General features: G+C 33.8%; 18 protein-coding genes. 14 read left to right on the top strand and 4 right to left on the bottom strand.

Annotated features, from left to right (window positions below; translation table 11 throughout):
• Window positions 1-19 precede the first annotated feature (19 nt).
• Both H600_RS0107125 and H600_RS0107120 read left to right on the top strand, forming a co-directional pair.
• Window positions 20-646, top strand: a complete 627-nt coding sequence (locus H600_RS0107125; RefSeq protein ID WP_026728136.1) for a Crp/Fnr family transcriptional regulator — start codon at window positions 20-22, stop codon at window positions 644-646.
• A gap of 289 nt (window positions 647-935) precedes the next feature.
• On the top strand, window positions 936-1,721 hold the full coding sequence (locus H600_RS0107120) for a sulfite exporter TauE/SafE family protein (RefSeq protein WP_026728135.1): 786 nt from the start codon (window positions 936-938) through the stop codon (window positions 1,719-1,721).
• A gap of 288 nt (window positions 1,722-2,009) precedes the next feature.
• On the opposite strand, the gene H600_RS0107115 is transcribed toward H600_RS0107120, so the two are convergent.
• The 4 genes from H600_RS0107115 to H600_RS0107100 form a co-directional block, all read right to left on the bottom strand.
• Window positions 2,010-2,663, bottom strand: a complete 654-nt coding sequence (locus tag H600_RS0107115; protein WP_026728134.1) for a hypothetical protein — start codon at window positions 2,661-2,663, stop codon at window positions 2,010-2,012.
• A gap of 196 nt (window positions 2,664-2,859) precedes the next feature.
• Window positions 2,860-3,936 carry a cytochrome d ubiquinol oxidase subunit II gene (gene cydB, locus H600_RS0107110; protein ID WP_026728133.1) on the bottom strand — a complete coding sequence of 359 codons (1,077 nt, stop codon included), beginning with the start codon at window positions 3,934-3,936 and terminating at the stop codon, window positions 2,860-2,862.
• A 2-nt stretch (window positions 3,937-3,938) separates the two neighbouring features.
• A complete protein-coding gene (locus H600_RS0107105; RefSeq protein WP_026728132.1) occupies window positions 3,939-5,285 on the bottom strand; it encodes a cytochrome ubiquinol oxidase subunit I in 1,347 nt (448 codons plus the stop codon).
• Between the two features lie 364 nt (window positions 5,286-5,649).
• Window positions 5,650-6,240 carry an HD domain-containing protein gene (locus H600_RS0107100; protein WP_026728131.1) on the bottom strand — a complete coding sequence of 197 codons (591 nt, stop codon included), beginning with the start codon at window positions 6,238-6,240 and terminating at the stop codon, window positions 5,650-5,652.
• Window positions 6,241-6,470: 230 nt separating this feature from the next.
• Between H600_RS0107100 and H600_RS0107095 the strand changes: the two genes are divergently transcribed.
• From H600_RS0107095 to H600_RS0107030, 12 genes are all read left to right on the top strand, one after another.
• A complete protein-coding gene (locus H600_RS0107095) occupies window positions 6,471-7,889 on the top strand; it encodes an MBL fold metallo-hydrolase (RefSeq protein ID WP_026728130.1) in 1,419 nt (472 codons plus the stop codon).
• Between the two features lie 173 nt (window positions 7,890-8,062).
• Complete coding sequence (locus H600_RS0107090; RefSeq protein WP_026728129.1) at window positions 8,063-8,632, top strand: YeeE/YedE family protein; 570 nt, start codon at window positions 8,063-8,065, stop codon at window positions 8,630-8,632.
• Between the two features lie 10 nt (window positions 8,633-8,642).
• The gene (locus tag H600_RS0107085; RefSeq protein ID WP_026728128.1) at window positions 8,643-9,119 is read left to right on the top strand and encodes a DUF6691 family protein; all 477 of its coding nucleotides are present in this window, start codon (window positions 8,643-8,645) and stop codon (window positions 9,117-9,119) included.
• A gap of 228 nt (window positions 9,120-9,347) precedes the next feature.
• Window positions 9,348-10,934, top strand: coding sequence for a glycerol-3-phosphate dehydrogenase/oxidase (locus H600_RS0107075; RefSeq protein WP_026728127.1), 1,587 nt, complete (start codon window positions 9,348-9,350; stop codon window positions 10,932-10,934).
• A 301-nt stretch (window positions 10,935-11,235) separates the two neighbouring features.
• Window positions 11,236-11,697, top strand: coding sequence for a MarR family winged helix-turn-helix transcriptional regulator (locus H600_RS0107070; protein WP_026728126.1), 462 nt, complete (start codon window positions 11,236-11,238; stop codon window positions 11,695-11,697).
• Between the two features lie 5 nt (window positions 11,698-11,702).
• Window positions 11,703-12,335, top strand: a complete 633-nt coding sequence (locus H600_RS0107065) for an NAD(P)H-dependent oxidoreductase (protein WP_026728125.1) — start codon at window positions 11,703-11,705, stop codon at window positions 12,333-12,335.
• Between the two features lie 31 nt (window positions 12,336-12,366).
• Window positions 12,367-12,933 (top strand): YceI family protein, encoded by a 567-nt coding sequence (locus H600_RS0107060; RefSeq protein WP_026728124.1) that lies wholly within the window; start codon window positions 12,367-12,369, stop codon window positions 12,931-12,933.
• 200 nt (window positions 12,934-13,133) lie between these two features.
• The gene (locus H600_RS0107055; protein ID WP_084157362.1) at window positions 13,134-15,620 is read left to right on the top strand and encodes a mechanosensitive ion channel family protein; all 2,487 of its coding nucleotides are present in this window, start codon (window positions 13,134-13,136) and stop codon (window positions 15,618-15,620) included.
• Window positions 15,621-15,787: 167 nt separating this feature from the next.
• Window positions 15,788-17,068, top strand: coding sequence for a hypothetical protein (locus H600_RS0107050; RefSeq protein WP_026728122.1), 1,281 nt, complete (start codon window positions 15,788-15,790; stop codon window positions 17,066-17,068).
• Between the two features lie 300 nt (window positions 17,069-17,368).
• On the top strand, window positions 17,369-18,769 hold the full coding sequence (locus H600_RS0107045; RefSeq protein WP_026728121.1) for an anthranilate synthase component I family protein: 1,401 nt from the start codon (window positions 17,369-17,371) through the stop codon (window positions 18,767-18,769).
• A gap of 200 nt (window positions 18,770-18,969) precedes the next feature.
• Entirely contained in the window at window positions 18,970-19,413 is a 444-nt protein-coding gene (locus H600_RS0107035) for a hypothetical protein (protein ID WP_026728119.1), read from the top strand.
• Window positions 19,414-19,501: 88 nt separating this feature from the next.
• Window positions 19,502-20,068 carry an anthranilate synthase component II gene (locus tag H600_RS0107030; RefSeq protein WP_026728118.1) on the top strand — a complete coding sequence of 189 codons (567 nt, stop codon included), beginning with the start codon at window positions 19,502-19,504 and terminating at the stop codon, window positions 20,066-20,068.
• The last annotated feature ends 144 nt before the right edge of the window (window positions 20,069-20,212 follow it).

Here is a 20,212-nt window from a genome sequence, read left to right as displayed (position 1 = left end):
GACAAAATATTTATAAAAAATGCAAAATCCATTAAAAACCATTTTTCCAAATTTTTCAAACGAACTCATTGCTACGATTGAAGACAACGGAAGCCAACAAAGTTTTGAAGCCGGAACCATTTTAATGCGTACCGGACAATACATCAAAAACACGGTTTTGATCCTAAAGGGAAAAATCAAAATTTACCGCGAAGGCGAAGATGGTGGTGAGTTTTTAATGTATTATTTACAGCCGGGACAAGCTTGCGCCATTTCGATGATTTGTACTGCCAAAAGCGAAAAAAGTCAAATCATGGCAAAAGTTGTCGAAGATGTAACGGTCATGATGATTCCGTTGCAACTAATGGATAAATGGATGATGGAACACCGTTCCTGGTACGAATTTGTTATAGAAACTTACAGAAGCCGTTTTGAAGAAGTTCTGGAAGTGGTTGATAATATCGCTTTCCGTTCTATGGATGAGCGTTTGGAGTTTTATTTGAAAAGACATTCTGATGCTTGCGGTTGTTCTGAAGTCAAACTTTCGCATCAAGAAATTGCAACCGAATTAAATACATCTAGAGAAGTTGTTTCCCGATTATTAAAAAAAATGGAGCAACGTGGTTTGGTAAAACTCAACCGAAACCAGATTGAGTTATTGAAGTGATATTGGCCACAGATTATACTGATTAAACAGATTTTCACAGATTTTTTTGTCACATTGAGCGAAGTCGAAATACTTTGTGGGCTTCGACTTCGCTCAGCCTGACACACTTTTAGTAATTAATCTGTGGCAACCTGTTCCATCTGTAAAATCCGTGGACAATAAAAATCAGCACACAAAAAAAAAATCATTCTAATCAATATAATCCGTGGCAAAACAAAAAAATCCTTCTGTGATAAATGTTACTGTAGATTTCTAATTTACGAAGCACCTTTGCATCAAAATAAATGCAATGGAATATTTAGGCTATTTTGCTTCAATCATTATCGGAATTTCGCTAGGGCTTATTGGTGGCGGCGGTTCTATTTTGACGATTCCTATTTTGGTGTATTTATTTAAGGTAAATCCGGAGCAAGCCACTTCTTATTCTTTATTTATTGTTGGTTTGACTGCCCTTTCCGGAAGTTACAGTCATTATAAAATGGGAAATCTAAAACTGAAATCGGCATTGTATTTTGCGATTCCGTCTGTGATTTCCATTTTAATTATTCGCGAAGTTATTTTTCCTCAAATTGCTTCTACCCTATTTTCAATCGCTTCCTATTCGGTTTCGAAAGATTTTTTAATTATGATTGTCTTTTCGGTTTTAATGATTACAGCAGCCATTTCGATGATTCAGAAACCGCAGCCCGAAATAAAAAATGCCGAAACAAATTATATTCAATTAAGCATCATTGGGTTTTTGGTCGGAATTGTGACTGGATTTCTAGGTGCCGGCGGAGGATTTTTAATCATTCCTGCTCTTTTGTTTTTTGCCAAATTGCCAATGAAACAAGCCGTTGGAACTTCATTATTAATTATCACCATAAATTCCTCAATAGGTTTTGCAGGCGATTTATACATTGGAACACCAATTAATTATACTTTCTTATTAAGCGTTTCTGCTATGGCCTTAATCGGAATGTTAATTGGAAGTCAGCTTTCTAAAAAAATCGACGGAGCAAAACTAAAACCACTCTTTGGATGGTTTGTGCTCGTAATGGGATTTTATATTATTACGAAAGAGGTTTTATTCTAGAGCATTCAACATCACATAAATTCGGCAAATTTGTGTAGATTTTTAAATATTTTCAATTTAGTTCACTTGTAGAGTAATCTTTGTCAAAGTTTAAAACTTTGACAAAGGTGAAACTAAAGATTCATTTTCGTAGAATAGACAGATTTGTATTTTATGGGCGTTGCCTTCGGCTGGGCTATCCACTATATCTTTTGTTCCAGAAAATATCATTGTTATTCAAGGCCTAACATTTGTCACAAAAGGATGTCGCTTCTATCCCTAACGCGCACTTGGGTAAATGAGAAATGCTTATATCTCAGAAAGTTCTAATCTAATTTCTTTTACAAGTTTTTCCCTCAAAATATTCGTCTGATTAGCTAAATCTTCCAGATACTTTTTTTGTGAACCTAGTGTTGTCAAATCTTTTTCAATAATATTTTTTGCTAAATCTTTCATCATTTGTGCAGATACATCAAACGATAGTTGAGAAATCTTATCTATTTCATTCATTAAATTTAAAACTTCATCACCAGCAATTAATTTTAAAGCATTTGTCTCATTTTTAAATTTCAAATATTTTTCTTGAGATTTATGCATTAATTTTTGAATGGAGTTAGAAAATTCTGCCGCAGCTTTTGATGCTTTTTGTATGTTATCTGCATTTGGAATATAATCAGAATTAAATTTAGCTAAGATTGGCAGAAATTCTTCTTGCGCATCTATATTTGCGTTTTGTGATTGTTCATCTAGAAGATTGAAATATTTCATATAAGAGCTGCTTTTAGTTTCATATTGAATTTTCCGACGCGTGCTGTCCAAACTATATTTTGAAGTTATTTTTTCTCTTTCTTCTGTTAATTGCGATGTATCTTCAATAGTGGCTCTGTTCTTGCCTTTTTCATTGAAATATGATGTAAAATATCCAACTAAGAAACCGCCAACAATTGATAAAATTATTTCCATAAGTAATCTCTTTAAACTTTCATAAAAGAATCTAATAAATATGTTTTTTTTAGCAAGAAGATATTAAATTCTATTCCAAATATACTTAGAATTTTGGCTAAAGCCATGTTCTTTAAAACTAAAAAACCGTTGGTTAAAACCAACGGCTATTAATATAATTAATTCGAAAATTAGTGCAATTAGTGGCAAAAAATCATCAATGCTCCCCACACCCAACATCATCCATCTTCCCACTAAAAACCCTGTATTGAATAATAAAATAAACAATCACTAAAAACAAAGCAACAAAAAACCAGCTCAGTCCGGCATTCAAACCATATTCTCCGGCGGCAGTATTATAAATCGTCAAAGACGGATTTACATTATTAGTCGAAGGCAAAACATTCGGAAAAATTGAAACGGCGGTTGAAGCAAATCCTCCAACTAAAAACAAGGTTGAAAATACAAACCCGTGGCCGTCTTTTTTAAACGAACGCACTTTGAATAATCCAGCAATTCCAACAAAAGTCATTAAAGGAAAAAACCAAAGAATTGGATTTTCAACAAAATTGTGAAACGGTTTCGGCTCAATAAAATGCCAGATTCCAAGTGAGATAAAAACCAAAATAAGTAAAATAAAGTTCAGTTTAAAAACCACATTTTTCAGTTTTGGATTCAAAGAAGAATTCGTTTTATAAATAATCCAGTTAGCGCCGTGAATAGTCAAAGCAACAACACTCACAATTCCTAAGAAAAGCGTAAACCAATCTATAATTCCCAATTCATCTGCCTGCGGACTAAAAGTTGGATTCCACAAAGGCAGAAAGAAAAAATGCGGCTCTTGTGTTGAAACGCCATTTTGAACCATTCCGAGATTGACACCACGAACAATATTTCCTAAAGCAATTCCGAAGAAAAGTGCCAAAAGCAAACTCGCAATTCCGAACGCCTTATCCCAAATCGCTTCCCACATGTGATTATGTACTTGCCCGCGCATCTCTAATCCGATGGCACGAAAAATCAAAAGCCATAGAATCATAATCAAAGGCAGATAAAAGCCGCTGAAAGACGATGCATATAAAGTTGGAAAAGCAAAAAACAAAACACCTCCCGCTGCAATGAGCCAAACTTCATTGGCATCCCAAAACGGGCCAATCGAATTGGTGATTACTTTTTTATCTCTTTCAGTATCGGCAAAAAATAAATGAATAATTCCTGCGCCAAAATCATAGCCGTCTAAAACCAGATAAACAGCCAAAATTCCCATTAAAACTACATACCAAAAAAATTCCATACTTATATTTTTTCTGTTGAAAGTTCCACATGATGCGGTCCTTTATTGATAATTTTTCCAACCAAAAGCAAAAACAGCATTCCGAGCAAAAGATACAATCCGATAAAACCCAGCAATGTAAACAAAGTATTTCCTGAAGAAACTGTTGGCGAAGCGCCCGCTGCTGTTCGCATCAAATTATAAACCAGCCACGGCTGTCTTCCTAACTCTGCAGTGTACCAGCCTGTAGTATTGGCTATATAGGGAAACGGCATCATGAACATCAACGACCATAAAATCCATTTGGTTTCGAACAATTTCCCTCTTATCAATTGAAAAAGGGCAAGTACCATTAAACCAATAAAAACAGTTCCGAGACCAACCATAATATGATAGGCATAATACAAACCTGAAATATTGGTCGGATGCAGATCTTCTTCAAACTGGTCTAAACCTTTTATTTCTTGATCCCAGTTTCCGTAAGTCAAAAAACTTAGAATATTTGGAACCGCAATTTTATTATCCAGTTTTTTGTCTTTTACATCGGGTTGACCGATTAAAACAATTTCAGAACCTTTTTCTTCAGTATGAAAAATTCCTTCCATTGCCGCAAAAGTTACTGGCTGGTATTTTACTACATTTTTTGCAGCTAAATCTCCAGTTGGAACAGCGACAATTATACTCGAAATCAATCCAAAAATCACTCCTGTTTTCAAGAACAATTTCCCAAAAGAAACGTTTTTTTTGCTTAAAATATAGAAAGCTCCAATTCCGGCAACAATAAAAGAACTTGTCACCAAAGAAGCAGCCTGATTGTGCAAGTAAGAAGGCCAAAGCCACGGATTTAAAAACAAAGCCTGAAAATTATTGAGTACAAATTTTCCGTTTTCCAAAATTTCATAACCTACAGGATTCTGCATCCAAGAATGTGTTGCAATGATTAAAAATCCGCTGGCCCAAGAACCGATCATAATTAATAATCCGGTTACAAAATGCCATTTATGTCCAAGTAGTTTTTCTCCAAATAAAAAGATTCCCAAAAACGAAGATTCAAGAAAGAAAGAAAACATTCCTTCCATGGCGAGTGTTTGCCCGATAATTCCTCCCGTTAATTCGGAAAACTTCGCCCAATTGGTTCCAAACTGGAATTCCATCGGGATTCCGGTTACTACGCCCATTGCAAAATTGAGAGCAAAGATTTTCATCCAAAAATGGGTGGCGTGATTGTATTGTTCGTCTTTAGTTTTTAGATATTTCCACTTGAAGTAAACTATGATGAGCGAAAGCCCCATTGTAAGTTGTGGAAAAAGATAATGAAAAGTAATCGTGAAGGCAAATTGCATTCGGTCATAAAAGAGCATTTCTTCCATAAGTGGTATTTGTTTTATGAAGTTCAACAAATTTAACCATTAGAACCCGAATTGCCACTCTTAAAAAAAAGTTTATCGCTAGATATTTGTGAAACTTTTCAACAATTTAAAGAGTATCGATTACACTTATGTTTTGTGAAGATTGCGCAAAGTTTGTCATTTCGACTGAAAAGAGAAATCACACTAGAAATTCGACAAAGATTGGATTTTCGTTGCGGAGTTACTTGTGTGATTTCTCCTTTCAGTCGAATGACGAGATTGTGTATAGATTTATGAGATAAAACATAGCCCGTGGTTTCAACCACGGGAAACGTGTAGTGATTATGCATGAGTCCCTGCGGTTAAAACCGCAGGCTATGTTTGATTATTTTTTTAGAATCCCTTTTTCAACACTTTCATTAATCAAACCTTCGGCGTAATTCCATAAAGATGTTGAGCCATTTTTAATTACACTCTTTTTCTCGTAAACCTTATCATATTTCACTCCAAACTCCTTCCAAGTTCCGCCATTGTTTGAGGTGTTTTGCAATAACGGTTCTAATCTATCCATCGATCTTGCAAATTTAGCTTCGTTGGTTTCGCCGGCTTCAAATTCTTCCCAAATGGTAATAAAATCTTCGGCTTGCTTTTTTGGAAGTAAACCAAAAATTCTGTTTGCTGCTAAACGTTCCTCATCAGTATTATCATGACTTTTTACGGTATCATAAATAAACACATCACCTGCATCAATTTCGACAATATCATGAATCAGAACCATTTTTACGACTTTCAAAACATCGATCGGTTCATTGGAATGTTCTGCCAAAACAATTGCCATTAATGCCAAATGCCAACTGTGTTCAGCATCATTTTCACATCTGTCGCTGTTGAATAATTTTGTTTTGCGCTGAATGTATTTTACTTTATCAATTTCTTTTATAAAAGCAATTTGATCTAATAAATCTTTTGTGTTCATAACCATACTTTTCATAGAGTTGCAAAATTACGCAGTTTTTATTTCTCACCATATAAGCAATATAAGTTCATTTTAGTTTTGCGCTAAAGCATCCTGCTTAAATTAACTTATATGACTTATATGGTAAATACCCCATTTTTTATGCAGAAATCAAATTTCTGTAACATTAGTCACCTATTTTACGAAAAAACAAACTTACCTTTGTGTTCCATATTTTAGATTTCCAAATCATGAAAATTGAACAAATTTACACCGGATGCCTTGCGCAAGGTGCATACTATATAACTTCAAACGGAGAAGCGGCAATTATTGATCCGCTGAGAGAGATTCAGCCTTATTTAGATCGTTTAGAACGCGATGAGGTTAAATTGAAATACATTTTTGAAACGCATTTCCATGCCGATTTCGTTTCTGGTCACGTTGATTTAAGCAAAGAAACCGGAGCGCCAATTGTTTACGGACCAAATGCTGCTTGCGAATTTGACTGCATTTCTGCCAAAGACGGACAGGAATTCAAAATCGGTAAAGTGACAATCAAAGTTTTGCACACTCCAGGACATACTATGGAAAGCAGTACTTTTTTATTAATTGACGAAAACGGAAAAGATCACGCGATTTTCTCTGGAGATACTTTATTTATTGGAGATGTTGGCCGTCCTGATTTAGCTCAAAAAGCGGCGGGAATGACACAAGATCAATTGGCTGGAATTTTATTTCATTCTTTGAGAGACAAAATTATGACTTTGGCTGATGATGTAATTGTTTATCCAGCGCATGGTGCGGGAAGCGCTTGCGGAAAAAATATGAGCAAAGAAACAGTCTCAACTATCGGAAATCAAAAAGCCACCAATTATGCTTTGCGCGCTAATATGACCGAAGCTGAATTCATCAAAGAAGTTACTGACGGATTATTGCCTCCTCCAGCCTATTTCAGCATGAACGTAGCCATGAACAAACAAGGTTATGAAAGCTTTGAAACTGTTTTACACAACGGAATGAAAACCATAAAAGCAGAAGAATTTGAAGCAGTTGCAGAAGAAACTGGCGCCTTGATTTTAGATACTAGAAGTGCTGCTGATTTCAGCAAAGGATTTATTCCGCAATCAATTAATATTGGAATCAATGGGGATTTTGCTCCGTGGGTTGGAACTTTAATTGCCGATGTAAAACAGCCAATTATATTGGTTACCACTGTTGGAATGGAAGAAGAAACTGTAACACGCTTGAGTCGTGTTGGTTTTGACACAATTATCGGCCATCTAGAAGGCGGTTTTGAAGCTTGGCAAAAAGCAGGTTTTGAAACAGATTCTGTAAATAGAATTACTGCTGAACAATTTGCGAACGAATTTAAATTCGGCGAAGATAAAGTTGTAGACATCCGTAAAGAAACGGAATATGAAGCAGAACATATTGACGAAGCTTACAGCAAACCTCTTGCATATATAAATGACTGGGTAAAAGACATTAACCCAAATGAACATTTTTATTTACATTGCGCTGGCGGTTACAGAAGTATGATTGCAGCTTCAATCCTTCAAGCGAGAGGTTTCAGAAATTTCTCTGAAGTAGAAGGCGGTTTTGGAGCAATTTCAAAAACCAATGTTCCAAAATCAGATTTTGTTTGCCAAAGCAAGGTTTTGAAAGCATAAAAATTGAACATAAAGTTTAACCATATAAGTTCTATAAGTTCATTTTAGTTTGGGGCATTTTTAAACCCACTTCTTATATTTACTCAACTTTTCTAAGTTATATAAGAAACTTCAGCTTATAATTTCTTATATAACTTATATGGTTGAAAAAATACTTAATCTTTAAATTATTTATGAGTTTACTAGAAATCATTAAAGAACCATGGCCTTGGTACATTGCAGGCCCACTAATTGGACTTACTGTTCCAATTTTATTAATTATCGGGAATAAATCTTTCGGGATTAGTTCGTCGCTTCGTCATATTTGCGCGGCTTGTATTCCTGCAAATATTTCATTTTTCAAATACGATTGGAAAAAAGAAAGCTGGAATTTATTCTTCGTTCTCGGAATATTTTTAGGCGGTTTTATCGCTTCTTATTTCTTATCAAATCCAAATTCTATGGAAGTTGCTCCTGAATTATCAGAGAAATTAGCTACTTACGGAATCACAGATCATAGCGGTTTAGTTCCGGCACAATTATTTTCTTGGGAAAGCTTATTGACGCTTCGCGGCTTTATTATGATTGTTGTAGGCGGATTCTTGGTTGGTTTTGGAACTCGATATGCCGGCGGATGCACAAGCGGACACGCGATTATGGGATTATCAAACTTGCAGTGGCCATCATTAGTAGCAACAATCTGCTTTATGATTGGCGGTTTTGTTATGTCGCTTTTGATTTTACCTTATATTCTTTCACTTTAAAATTTCGAAAATGAGTTTAGAAAATAAAAATATCGACGGCGAAGGAATCAACGCTAGCCAGAAAAAAGAAAACGCATTAGCGAACCTTAAATATTTAATCGTCGGAATCTTTTTCGGAATTGTATTCGTAAAAGCCGAAATCATCAGCTGGTTTCGAATTCAGGAAATGTTTCATCTTGAATCATTCCATATGTATGGCGTAATTGGATGCGCTGTTGCTGTTGGATTACTATCAGTTCAATTGATTAAAAAATTCAACATCAAAACGCTTGATGGCGAAAAAATCGAAATTCAGCCAAAAACTTTCAGCAAAGGACAAATCTACGGCGGACTTATGTTTGGTTTTGGATGGGCTATTACAGGAGCTTGTCCGGGGCCGCTTTTTGCACAAATTGGTACTGGAGCGACTGTAATTGTTGTTACTTTACTAAGTGCTATTGCTGGAACTTGGGTTTATGGTTTGATTAAAGATAAATTGCCTCATTAAGAATTTGTTTCAAGTTTCAAGTTTCAAGTTTCAAGTTTCAAGTTGAAACCATACAAACCCGACAGGTTTTTAAAACCTGTCGGGTTTACTTTTATTTCAAGTTTCGTGTAGCAACTCGAAACCTGAAACAAAACCAAAACCAAAAAACTTTTCTTCATCGATTTTTAATTTCATTTCGTTAAGTTTGCTTTTAACAGCACTTCCGCAAAATAAATACTAAAAGCCAGCATGAATCGCTCCGAACAATTATCTAGATTGCAGAATACCGAAAAATGGGACGTAATAATTATTGGCGGTGGCGCAAGCGGACTCGGAACTGCCATTGACGCGGCAAGCCGTGGTTACAAAACCATCCTACTTGAAGCTGTAGATTTTGCAAAAGGAACTTCAAGCAGAAGCACCAAATTGGTTCATGGCGGCGTACGTTATTTGGAACAAGGAAATGTGCATTTGGTAAGAGAAGCATTAAAAGAAAGGGGATTGCTGGCTCAAAATGCGGGGCACTTAGTCAAAAATCAATCTTTTGTCATTCCGAATTACCATTATTTAAGCGGTTATATTTATACCATTGGATTAAAAATTTACGACTTGCTTTCGGGTTGTCTAAGTTTAGGAAGTTCAAAATATCTTTCAAAAAAGAAAACCATCGAAATGCTTCCGAACGTAGAAGAAAATGGTTTGGTTAATGGCGTTATTTATCATGACGGACAATTTGACGATTCGCGTTTAGCCATAAATCTGGCTCAAACTGCTGTCGAAAATGGAGCTTGTATTTTAAATTATGTAAAAGTTGTCAATTTATTAAAAGACGATAAAAATCAAATCATCGGTGTTCATGCGATTGATCAAGAAACTGGTTCGGTTTACGATATTAAAAGCGCTGTCGTAATAAATGCAACGGGAGTTTTTACAAATGCTATCATGAAACTAAACGATAAAGTGTATAAAAAATACATCGTTCCGAGTCAGGGAATTCATTTGGTTTTTGACAAATCTTTTCTTCCCGGAGAACATGCTTTGATGATTCCGAAGACAAGAGACGGAAGAGTTTTATTTGCCGTTCCGTGGCACAATCGCGTTGTGGTGGGAACAACCGACACTTTAATCAAAAAACAAAGTTTAGAACCTATTGCATTAGAAAGCGAAATTCAATTCGTTCTAGAAACAGCACAACGATTCTTGGCAAAAAAGCCAACAAGAGCCGATGTCCTTTCTGTTTTTGCAGGATTGCGCCCTTTGGCAGCGCCAAAAGAAGAAGGCAAAAGCACCAAAGAAGTCTCTAGAAGTCATAAAATCATAGTTTCTGAAACAGGTTTGATAACCATCACAGGAGGAAAATGGACAACGTACAGAAAAATTGCTGAAGATATCATTGATAAAGCAATTAAGACTGGAAAATTACCTTATAAAGAATGCGCTACAAAACATCTTTCCATTCATGGAAACCAACCAACTAATTCATTTGACAGAGAGAATCACCTCTATATATATGGTTCTGATATTCCGAAAATTCTTGAATTGCAAGAAAACGAACCTAAATTAAAAGAAAAACTCCATCCTGATCATGAATTTACAATGGCTGAGGTTGTTTGGGCTATTCGTTATGAAATGGCCAGAACTATTGATGATGTTTTAGCAAGACGTGTGCGTTTATTATTTCTGGATGCCAGAGCCGCAATTGAAGTTTCCGAAAAAACAGCAAGAATAATTGCAAAAGAATTAGGCCATGACGAAAACTGGATTTCTAAGGAGATTGCAGATTTTAAAGCGACTTCTAAAGGATTTTTCCTCTCTGAATTCCGACAACCTTCTTAATCCATTCAAAAACAACATCTTTTTGAAGTTCTGCTCCTATTTGAGTTCAAAATTTATCTTACAAAAATGAAATTCAAATAAAAACTTCAGAGATAAATACTGTCGAAATTAACTTTAAGTTAAATATCAAAATATCAGCTAGTTAATCTTAAAAATATTTTTAATTTTGACCTTGCTAAAATGCACTATTTTATACTATTCAATCTGCTCTTTTTTACATTAACAAAAAATTAACACAACATTTGTATATACAACTATTAAAAGTTATACATTTGTATATACAAATTATACACTTACGACTATGACAATTGAAGAGGTTATTAAGAGTACAGTTAAGATGGATAATGCGAAAAAAGTTATTCTGAATATCATGTACACCCAAAATGTGATTCAGGATCATTTCAACGAGTTAATTAAACCGTATGATTTATCTGGAGAACAATACAATGTACTACGTATATTAAGAGGACAAAAAGGAAATCCCGCTAATATGTGTGTGATACAAGAACGCATGTTGGCCAAAACCAGCAACACTACCCGATTAGTGGACAAATTATTGCTGAAAGAATTCGTTACAAGGAACGTCTGTCCAGACAACCGACGAAAAATTGAGGTTTTGATTACACAAAAAGGATTAGATGTTTTAAAAGAATTAGACCCGAAAGTAGATGAGCACGAGCGCTTATTTGCCCAGAATATAAGCCCAGAAGAATTAGAATTATTAAACAATTTACTAGAAAAATACCGAACCCAACAAAATTAAATATTATGAGCACATTATTAGATAGTCTAAATTGGAGATATGCAACAAAAAAATTCGATGCAACAAAAAAAATCTCTGATGCTGATTTCAATACATTAAAGGAAGCTGTTAGATTAGCTGCTTCATCATACGGACTACAACCTTTTAAAGTTGTGATCGTTGAAAATCCAGAAATCAGAGAAAAATTAAAAGCAGCAGCGTGGGGACAAACTCAAGTTACCGATGCTTCTCACCTATTCATTTTTGCAAATGATTTAAATCTTGACGCAACTTCTGTAGCCGCTTACATCAAAAACATTAGTGAAACAAGAGGTGTTCCTACTGAAGCATTAGGAGGATTTGCTGACATGATGAATGGCGTAATTTCAAACTTATCGCAAGAAGCTAAAAATATTTGGACTTCAAAACAAACATATATTGCTTTAGGAACTTTATTAGCGGCTGCAGCTGAATTAAAAATTGATGCTACACCGATGGAAGGTTTCAATGCAGCACAATTTAATGAAATCCTAGGTTTCGACAAATTAGGCTTAAACGCTTCAGTTATTGCAACTGTAGGCTACAGACATGATGAGGACGACGCTCAGCATTACAAAAAAGTTAGAAAATCTCAAGAAGAATTATTTATCACTCTTTAATTATTATTAATCCAAATTCAATTTTAACAACATGAAAAATTTAAAAACAATCGCAATTGCATTATTCGTAGCAGCAGCTGGAATTTCAGTAAACGCTCAAACTAAAAAAATCGACGTAAAAGCATCTACTATCAAATGGGTAGGTAAAAAAGTAACTGGAGAGCACTCTGGAACTGTAAACTTCAAAGAAGGAGCTGTAGTTTTCAAAGGAAAAAAATTAGTTGGTGGAAGCTTCACTGTTGATATGACTTCTTTAACTTCTACTGATTTAACTGGAGAATACCAAGGAAAATTAAACGGTCACTTAAAAGCTGACGATTTCTTCGGAACTGATAAATTCCCAACTTCAAAATTAGTTTTCAAAACTATTGGTGCTAAAGCAACTGACGTTTATACTGTAACTGCTGATTTAACTATCAAAGGAATCACTAAACCAGTAACTTTTGATATCACAGTAAAAGGAAACACCGCTACAACTGCTTTCAAAGTTGACAGAACTAAATATGACATTAAATACGGATCAGGAAGTTTCTTCGAAGGTTTAGGAGATAAAACTATCAATGACGAATTTGAATTAACTGTAGCTTTAAAATTCTAATTTTAAGACTTACTAATTCATATACAAAAAATCAAAAACCTGAATGAAAGTTCAGGTTTTTTTTTATGCCTAAAAACGACACAAAACATAACCACCTCTTTTTTAAATACATATATTACTGAAAAACAAAATTTTTTGTTAAATTTGGTAAATGCAATAATTAACTATTTTCAAATAAATAATGAAATAAATATAACCAAATGTCAAATTTTGCATTTCTACTTCTAAACATCGCAAAGAAATACAAAAGTATTGGCTTCAAACTTTTTTTAATTGCATTCACCTTGTTCTCCTCTATGTCTGGTATTTCTCAAAATACAAAAACAAAATTGGATTCGATTGTTAAGGAATTAGGAATTAAAGATAAAGCTTCCCTCATTATACTCAAAGGCAAAGCCGAAACAGAAAAAAAAATAAGGGAGGAAAAATACATAAACTATCAAAATATTCAAAAACAAAATAAGCTTTTTAATTTAATTGAATTCGAAATTCAGAATGCGAAATTTCTTTTAACTAAAGGATTCAATTACAAAGACGTTGCTGAAGAAATTCATCAATTAAAAGATTGGGAAGAATTTGCAGTTAAGGGAATTGTCGGAAAAAAATTTAGAGTTTTAACGGATCGGAATCTTAGTTCGACTTCTATACTTCTGGATGAATTATTAAACCGCTCCACTGATCGTTTAAAAAAAATCAGTCTTGAAAACCAACAACTAAGCCGAACCCAAGAAAAAATAGATTCTCTAGTTGCTCAAAAAAACCTTTATTATGTTCCAAGTGATTCTGTTTCACGAGAAATTTACCGACTTCAATCAGAAAGGACGAGTAAAAATATTGCACTGATTTCCAAAAGGTTAAAAAATGCCATAGACAGCATTCAAACATTGGAAATAATGGGAGACCGTTTGAAATATAAAATTGAATCAGATATAATTGAAAATAACAGGCTCAGAAAATTAGAACTCGATCAATTGTTCACCAAAAAAGTACCTGTTTTTGAACGGCCAATTATCAATATAGATCCCTTTACAACTTCTATCAGAACAAATTATCTTGTGATGTATTTTTATTTGATAAACAATAAAAATTCAATCCTTACGATGTTTCTTTTGATACTTGGAACTGCAATTTATTTCAGATTGCAAAAAGGAAAATTTATTGATCTGGGCTATAAAAAAGAAATGTTACTTGACATCAATATCTTAAACAGTCCTATTTCGGCTGCATTTTTGGTTGTATTCAATTTATATCAATTTGTACTTCCAATGCCTCCACTTATTTTCTCAATAATTCTCTGGACCATATCAATTATTTCATTGACCATAATGATGCAACATACGATAAAAACATTTGTATGGAAAGTCCTGATTTCCATTTTTGTTCTTAATTTATTAGCTTTTTTTGATCTTATAATACTAATTCATTTTGTCGGAGAATCTTTTTTAATTTTAGCAATAAACACTCTTGGCATCGGAATAGGCATTTATTCATTCATAAACAGAGCCCAATTTCAAAGAAAAATCTATTTATGGTATATTATTATAGGAGCTATTCTTCAAATTTTTTCATTCTATTATCTGGTAAACGGCCACTATAATTTAGGGAAATTTTTAATGACAAAGGCAGTTTATTCCATAGTGGTAATTTTTTCTCTTTATCATACTTTAATTGCTCTTAAAGAAATTAATTTGGTCTCCAAAATTTTAAAAACAATCGATGAAGATAGTGCTAAAAAAACTATAAAAGGTATTCCGCATAAGTTTAACTTTGGCTTTTATCTACTACTTTTTGTTTCTTGTTTTATACTAATGATTAGAAACACCTATATTTTTCAAAGTATCGTTGATCCTTTCAGAAACTCTATTTCCGAGACAAGAAATATTGGAAATATCTCCTTTACATTTGAAAATATTATCATCTTCATTCTTATTATTTTATTTTCTGGTTTCATTTCAAAGGCCGTATCATTTTTAGCATCTGACAATCAAATTGTTAAAAACAAAGACAAAGCTAAAAACATTGGAAGCTGGATGTTTTTATCAAGAATTACAATTGTTACTGTAGGCGTTCTGATTGCATTTGCTTCGACTGGAATTCCGTTAGACAGAATAACACTAATCATAAGTGCACTTGGAGTCGGTATAGGTTTTGGCATGCAAAGTCTTGTCAATAACCTAATAAGCGGACTAATTATTGCCTTCGAAAAACCGGTAAATCTAAACGATATTATCGAAGTAGGAACACAATCAGGAAAAATGAAATCAATCGGTATTCGAAGCAGCGTTGTCACAACATACGACGGAGCTGATGTCGTAATTCCAAATGGAGATTTGCTAAACCAAAATTTAACCAATTGGACTTTGGGAAGCAATCATAGAAGATCACAAATTAGATTTGGAGTTGCTTATGGAACTGACTTAGACTTGACAAAAAAATTACTTTTGGAAATCTTAGCAAAGAATAAAAATATTCTAATGAAACCGAAACCTGCAATTTGGTTTACCCAATTTGGAGATAACTCGATTGATTTAGTGGTGATGTATTGGATCAAGCATTTCGACTTTGATTATGCTGTTAAAAGCCAATTGATCATGAGCATTGACAAAACATTAAAAGAAAACAAGATTGTCATACCATTTGCACAACAAGACATCCATATTATCAAAGATATAGATCCTGAAAATTAATTTTTAAATTGAATCTAACGAATTTACAAAACAGTTTTCTTTTCAAAAACATAACGTTCTTAATATTTAAATAACGCTTTCATAATAACTATAGCCGAATTGATTAACATTCGGACTCTAATTTTGAGCAAATTAAAAATCAAAAACTAGAAATTAAAATTATAGTTATGAAAACAAAACTACAAATTGCCGCAATGGCCCTTTTGAGCAATTTTTTTCTACAAGCACAACAAGCAACAAAAGGAATTATTGGAACAACAAATTGGATGAACAATTGGACCAATTTTAAACCTGCTGCAAACGAATACAACGAAGCAACCAATATAATTGCAGGAAATATCGACAAAGACATGAAATTATTAAAACGCAATACTTACCAATTAGTTGGTGTTGTGTATGTTACAAATAATGCAACTTTAACTATTGAACCTGGAACTGTTATTCGCGGAGATGACAAAACTTGCGGTACGCTTGTAATTACAAATGGAGCAAAAATTATGGCCGAAGGTCTAGAAACCGACCCTATTGTTTTTACTTCAAATAAAGAAAAAACAGAAAGAAAACCAGGCGATTGGGGTGGCATTATCGTTTTAGGAAAAGCTCCAATAAATACGCTAGGCGGACTTCATACTTTGCCTTTTGATTTAGAACCAATGTTAAATCACTATGGCGGACAAGATGCTGAAGACAATTCTGGAATTCTTAAATATGTTAGAATTGAATACGCTGGCAGAAAACTAAGCTCATTAAAAGAATTAAACGGACTTTCATTGGCTGGTGTTGGAAGAAAAACGGTTTTAAGCAATATTCAAATTAGTTTTTCAAATGATGATTCTTTTGAATGTTATGGAGGCGATTTGAATTTGAATAATTTAATTTCATACCGAACAACAGATGATGATTTTGATTTTACGCAAGGCGCACAAATCAACATCAGCAACAGTATCGCTATTCGTCACCCATTTTCATCAGATATTTCAGGATCTAGATGTTTTGAAGTTGATTCATATGACAAAATCGGGAGCACGGACATGTCTAAAAAACTAACCAAAATAAATGCTTCAAACATTACTTTAATTAATTTGGAAGAAAACAATCAAGGATTAGTTCGTGAATCACTTTATGTTCGCGAAAATACTTTCTTCAATTTATCAAACAGTATTGTTTCTGGTTTTAGCCCTTTTGTTTTATTAGAAGGAAATGTTGGAAACGGAAATGAAAATCTTTCAAAAATCACGTTCAAAAATATAATTGCGAACAATTGCAAAGGTGGCATTACGAGTGAATCAGCGGCAAGTAATTCGGCAATTGAAAATTTTTATGCAGCACAAAATTCCGGTATAGAATACACAAAAATGAAAAATACGGAGTTATTTACATCACCAAACATCAAAGGAAGCCCAGATTTCAGAGCAAACGTAAACAACACCTTAGCTATTGGAAACTAAGACTTTATTACATTTATAAATTTTAAAATTTAACAAAATTTCAATTTTAGAAAAGTTTTTTTTGAAATTTTAAGTCTTTTAATTCAAATTACATTTATATCTTTGCGATATCAAAATAAAGAAATGAAAACATTAATGAACAATACTTGGTGGTGGAAGAATTTACGTCAAACGTCGTGAACTAAGCTTCCTATGGTATTTTCAAAACTATAAATTTAAAGGGCTTGTCATCACGACAAGCCCTTTTTTTTGATCAAAAATCTAGCTAAAAACATATTAAAAACTAAAAAACAACATACTTTGAAACCGTTTATTCTTAATACACATTACAAGCAAATTCTGGCAGACACGATTACGCCGGTAAGCATATACTTTAAAATCAGAGATAAATTTCCGAATAGTTTGCTATTAGAAAGTAGTGATTACCACGGAAATGACAACAGTTTTTCTTACATCTGCTGTAACCCGATTGCGACAATTAAAATCGAAAACGAAGTAATCACAAAAACATTTCCTGATGGAACTTCGGAGCAAATTAAAATTGATTCTAAGACAAATATTCCAGAAGTAATTCAGGATTTTTCAAGCCAGTTCAAATCGGAGAAAAACGATTTTAAATTCATTAACAACGGATTGTTTGGATACATTTCTTATGATGCAGTTCGTTATTTTGAAAAAGTTTCGATTGCAAAAAAAGACGACGCAACTTCAATTCCCGATGTATTTTATGCAGTTTATCAAAATATCATTGCGATAAATCACTTCAAAAATGAGGCGTATATTTTCTGCCACAGCGTTGACGGAAGAAATAATATTTCTGAAATCGAACAATTATTACAATCAAGAAATATTGCTTTATATAAATTCACAAAAGAAGGAGAAGGTTTTTCAAACTTGACTGATGAAGAATTTAAGCACAATGTGGCTTTGGCAAAAAAACACTGTTTTAGAGGCGATGTTTTCCAATTGGTTTTATCTCGTCGTTTTACCCAAGGTTTTAAAGGAGACGAGTTCAATGTTTACAGAGCTTTACGAAGCATTAATCCATCACCATATTTATTCTTTTTTGATTATGGAGATTTCAAAATATTTGGTTCTTCGCCAGAAGCACAAATTATCGTAAAAAACAGAAAAGCCGAAATTCACCCAATCGCCGGAACTTTCAAAAGAACTGGAAACGACGAACGTGATGCGCTTTTAGCAAAAGAGCTTTCTGAAGATAAAAAAGAAAACAGCGAACACGTAATGCTTGTCGATTTGGCTAGAAATGATTTAAGCCGAAACGGACATGATGTGAATGTCGAAAAATACAGAGAAGTTCAGTTTTTTTCTCACGTAATTCACTTGGTTTCAAAAGTTACCGGACATTTACATGATAAAGCCACGACAATGCAAGTGGTTGCCGATACTTTTCCTGCAGGAACTTTGAGCGGTGCTCCAAAACACAGAGCCATGCAGTTGATTGAAGATTACGAAAAAACAAATCGTAATTTCTACGGAGGGGCAATTGGAGTTATGGATTTTGACGGAAACTTTAATCACGCGATTATGATCCGAACTTTCCTTTCTAAAAATCACCAATTACATTGCCAAGCCGGCGCCGGAATCGTGGCAAGTTCAGACGAAGAAAGCGAAATGCAGGAAGTTTATAACAAATTAAGAGCATTAAATACAGCACTTGAAATGGCAGAGAAAATATAGTATTCAGTATTCAGATTTTTAGTGTTCAGTCATACGTCCCTGGGGTTGAAACCTCGGGCAATGTTTGAAAAAAGAATCTAAAAAAAATGCTATAAAACATAGCCAGCGGTTTCAACCGCTGAAGACAAAGATTGGCAAAACCTGAAACCTGAAACTTGAAACTTGAAACAATAAAAACAAACCACAAAAAACCATAAACTATGAAAAAAGCAGTATCAATTTTAATTTTAATCATTACGATCACATCTTGTAATTCTGAAAAAAAACACAATCCAATTGAAGGAACCTGGCGTCTGATATCAGCTGAAACGACAGAAAAAGATTCCACTTTTTCGACTTTCAATCCAAAAACAAAAATGATTAAAATTATAAATGAAACACATTTCGCTTTTTTCAATCATGATTTAAACAACGGAAAAGATTCAATAAATGCAGTTTTCCATGGCGGAGGCGGAACGTACACTTTAAAAGATAGTGTTTACACCGAAAACTTAGAATACTTCAACAACCGTCAATGGGAAAATGGCAAATTTGAATTTGTAGTAAAAATCAAAAACGACACCTTGACTCAAAAAGGAGTAGAAAAAGTAGAAAAATTAGGAATCGATCGCATCATTACAGAAAAATACGTTCGAGAAAAATAAGAAAATTTTGTTTCAGGTTTTCTTTGTTTCAGGTTTCAAGTTGTTGGAACCTAAAACTTGAAACCTGAAACTTGAAACAAACAACACAATGAAAAAAATATTAGTTATAGACAATTACGATAGTTTTACTTACAATTTAGTGCACTATTTAGAAGATTTGAATTGCGAAGTAACCGTTTACCGAAACGACGAATTCGAAATTGACGAAATCGCATCTTTCGAAAAAATATTGCTTTCGCCAGGCCCTGGAATTCCAGATGAAGCTGGTTTGTTAAAAGCTGTAATCGAAAAATACAGTCCAACAAAAAGTATTTTAGGCGTTTGCTTAGGTCAACAAGCAATCGGAGAAGTTTTTGGCGGAACACTTTCAAACCTTGATAAAGTTTATCACGGCGTTGCTACAAACGTAAAAACAGTAGTTTCAGATGAAATTTTGTTTGAAGGTTTAGGAAACGAATTTGAAGTGGGAAGATACCATTCGTGGGTAGTAGATGCCAATTTACCAGAAGATTTAGAAGCTACTTCAGTAGATGAAAACGGACAAATTATGTCACTGCGTCACAAAAATTATGATGTAAGAGGCGTTCAATTTCACCCAGAAAGCGTTCTAACTCCAAACGGAAAAAGGATTTTAGAGAATTGGATTAAAAGTTAGTCGAAAGTTTTAAAGTCGAAAGTCATAAAGTCAAATAGCAAACGATTAAACTTTCTATTGATTAAAACAAAAAAAATATAAATCAACTCTAAAAACATCAAAGTTGGAAAACTTTATGACTTTCGACTTTGGACTTTAAGACTT

It is taken from the genome of Flavobacterium denitrificans DSM 15936, from assembly GCF_000425445.1.
In the GTDB taxonomy this organism is placed as follows: Bacteria; Bacteroidota; Bacteroidia; order Flavobacteriales; family Flavobacteriaceae; genus Flavobacterium; species Flavobacterium denitrificans.
Note: the sequence above shows the minus strand (reverse complement) of the source record. Positions and strands in the feature narration are given on the sequence as shown.